Raw genomic sequence first — 1,533 nt, 5'->3', positions numbered from 1 at the left:
GGTCACCGACGGGGTCGCGGTCAGCTTGGCCACGACTTCGTCGGTGGTGTCGGTGACATCCACTTTCGCAGCGCCGCCCAGCTCCAGGTTCTCGAAGGTACGGCCGTCAACGTCCACAGCGGACTTGATGCCAACGCTGATTTCACCGGCGTCTTTGTAGACGTCATCGCCCTGTGCCGCGTGCTCGTATGGCGCGCTGGTGTCGCCTGCCTTGATGGTCACAGTCGCATCGTTGCTCAGGGTCACGACCAGGTCGTGATCCAGCGGCTGGTTGATGTGCACGGTGAAGGTCGGTTTGACGTTCTCGGCCACCGAAGTCTGGTCGGCGGTGATGGTGACCTTGACGATGTCGCCTTCGTTGCCCGGGGTACCTGGCTCGTCGGTAACCTCGGTGCTGACCGGCGTCTTGTCCAGGTTCAGGTTTTCGAACTTCCACGCATCCGCGCCGCTGACGGCGTCGATGGCATTGACCACCGGCTCGTTAGCGCCGACATAGACGTTATCCGGCGCGGTTGCAGTGGCCGAGCCGGTGGTGCTGTTCGCGGGCACGATGACCGTGGTGCCATCGGTCAGCTTGAAGTACAGCTCTGCGTGGTTGTTGATCGGCAGGCCGTCTTTGTTGGTCAGCGTGATTGTGTAGGTGATCTCCCCGCCTTCGGTGACCGACTGGCTTGCGGTCAATTTGGCCACAACTTCGTCGACGGTGTCAGTCACTTTGACCGAAGCATCACCGCCCAGTTGCAGGTTCTCGAAGGCCGCACCGGTGGCGTCTACCGCCGACTTGATGCCGAGGGAGATTTCGCCGGCGTCCTGGTAAACGTCATCGCCCTGCGCAGCGTGCTCGTATGGCGCGCTGGTCTGGCCGGCCTTGATGGTGACCTGAGCGTTGTTGCTCAGAGTCACGACCAGGTCGTGGGCCAGTGCAGTGTTGATGTGTACGGTGAAGGTCGGTTTGACGTTTTCGGCCACCGAAGTCTGGTCGGCGGTGATGGTGACCTTGACGATGTCGCCTTCGTTGCCCGGGGTACCTGGCTCGTCGGTAACCTCGGTGCTGACCGGCGTCTTGTCCAGGTTCAGGTTTTCGAACTTCCACGCATCCGCGCCGCTGACGGCGTCGATGGCATTGACCACCGGCTCGTTAGCGCCGACATAGACGTTATCCGGCGCGGTTGCAGTGGCCGAGCCGGTGGTGCTGTTCGCGGGCACGATGACCGTGGTGCCATCGGTCAGCTTGAAGTACAGCTCTGCGTGGTTGTTGATCGGCAGACCGTCTTTGTTGGTCAGGGTAATGGTGTAGGTGATCTCCCCGCCTTCGGTTACCGACTGGCTTGCGGTCAATTTGGCCACAACTTCGTCGACGGTGTCAGTCACTTTGACCGAAGCATCGCCGCCCAGTTGCAGGTTCTCGAAGGCCGCACCGGTGGCGTCTACCGCCGACTTGATGCCGAGGGAGATTTCGCCGGCGTCCTGGTAAACGTCATCGCCCTGTGCCGCGTGCTCGTATGGCGCGCTGGTCTGGCCGGCCTTGATGGT

General features: G+C 61.8%; 1 protein-coding gene. It reads right to left on the bottom strand.

Features of this window, described 5'->3' with window-relative positions; all coding sequences use genetic code 11:
• The coding region (locus tag PM2_RS31060; protein WP_042132637.1) for an immunoglobulin-like domain-containing protein at nt 1–1,533 on the bottom strand (1,533 nt) is incomplete at both ends.

It is taken from the genome of Pseudomonas monteilii NBRC 103158 = DSM 14164 (assembly GCF_000730605.1).
Lineage (GTDB): Bacteria > Pseudomonadota > Gammaproteobacteria > Pseudomonadales > Pseudomonadaceae > Aquipseudomonas > Aquipseudomonas monteilii.
This window is presented reverse-complemented; position numbering and strand designations above follow the sequence as displayed.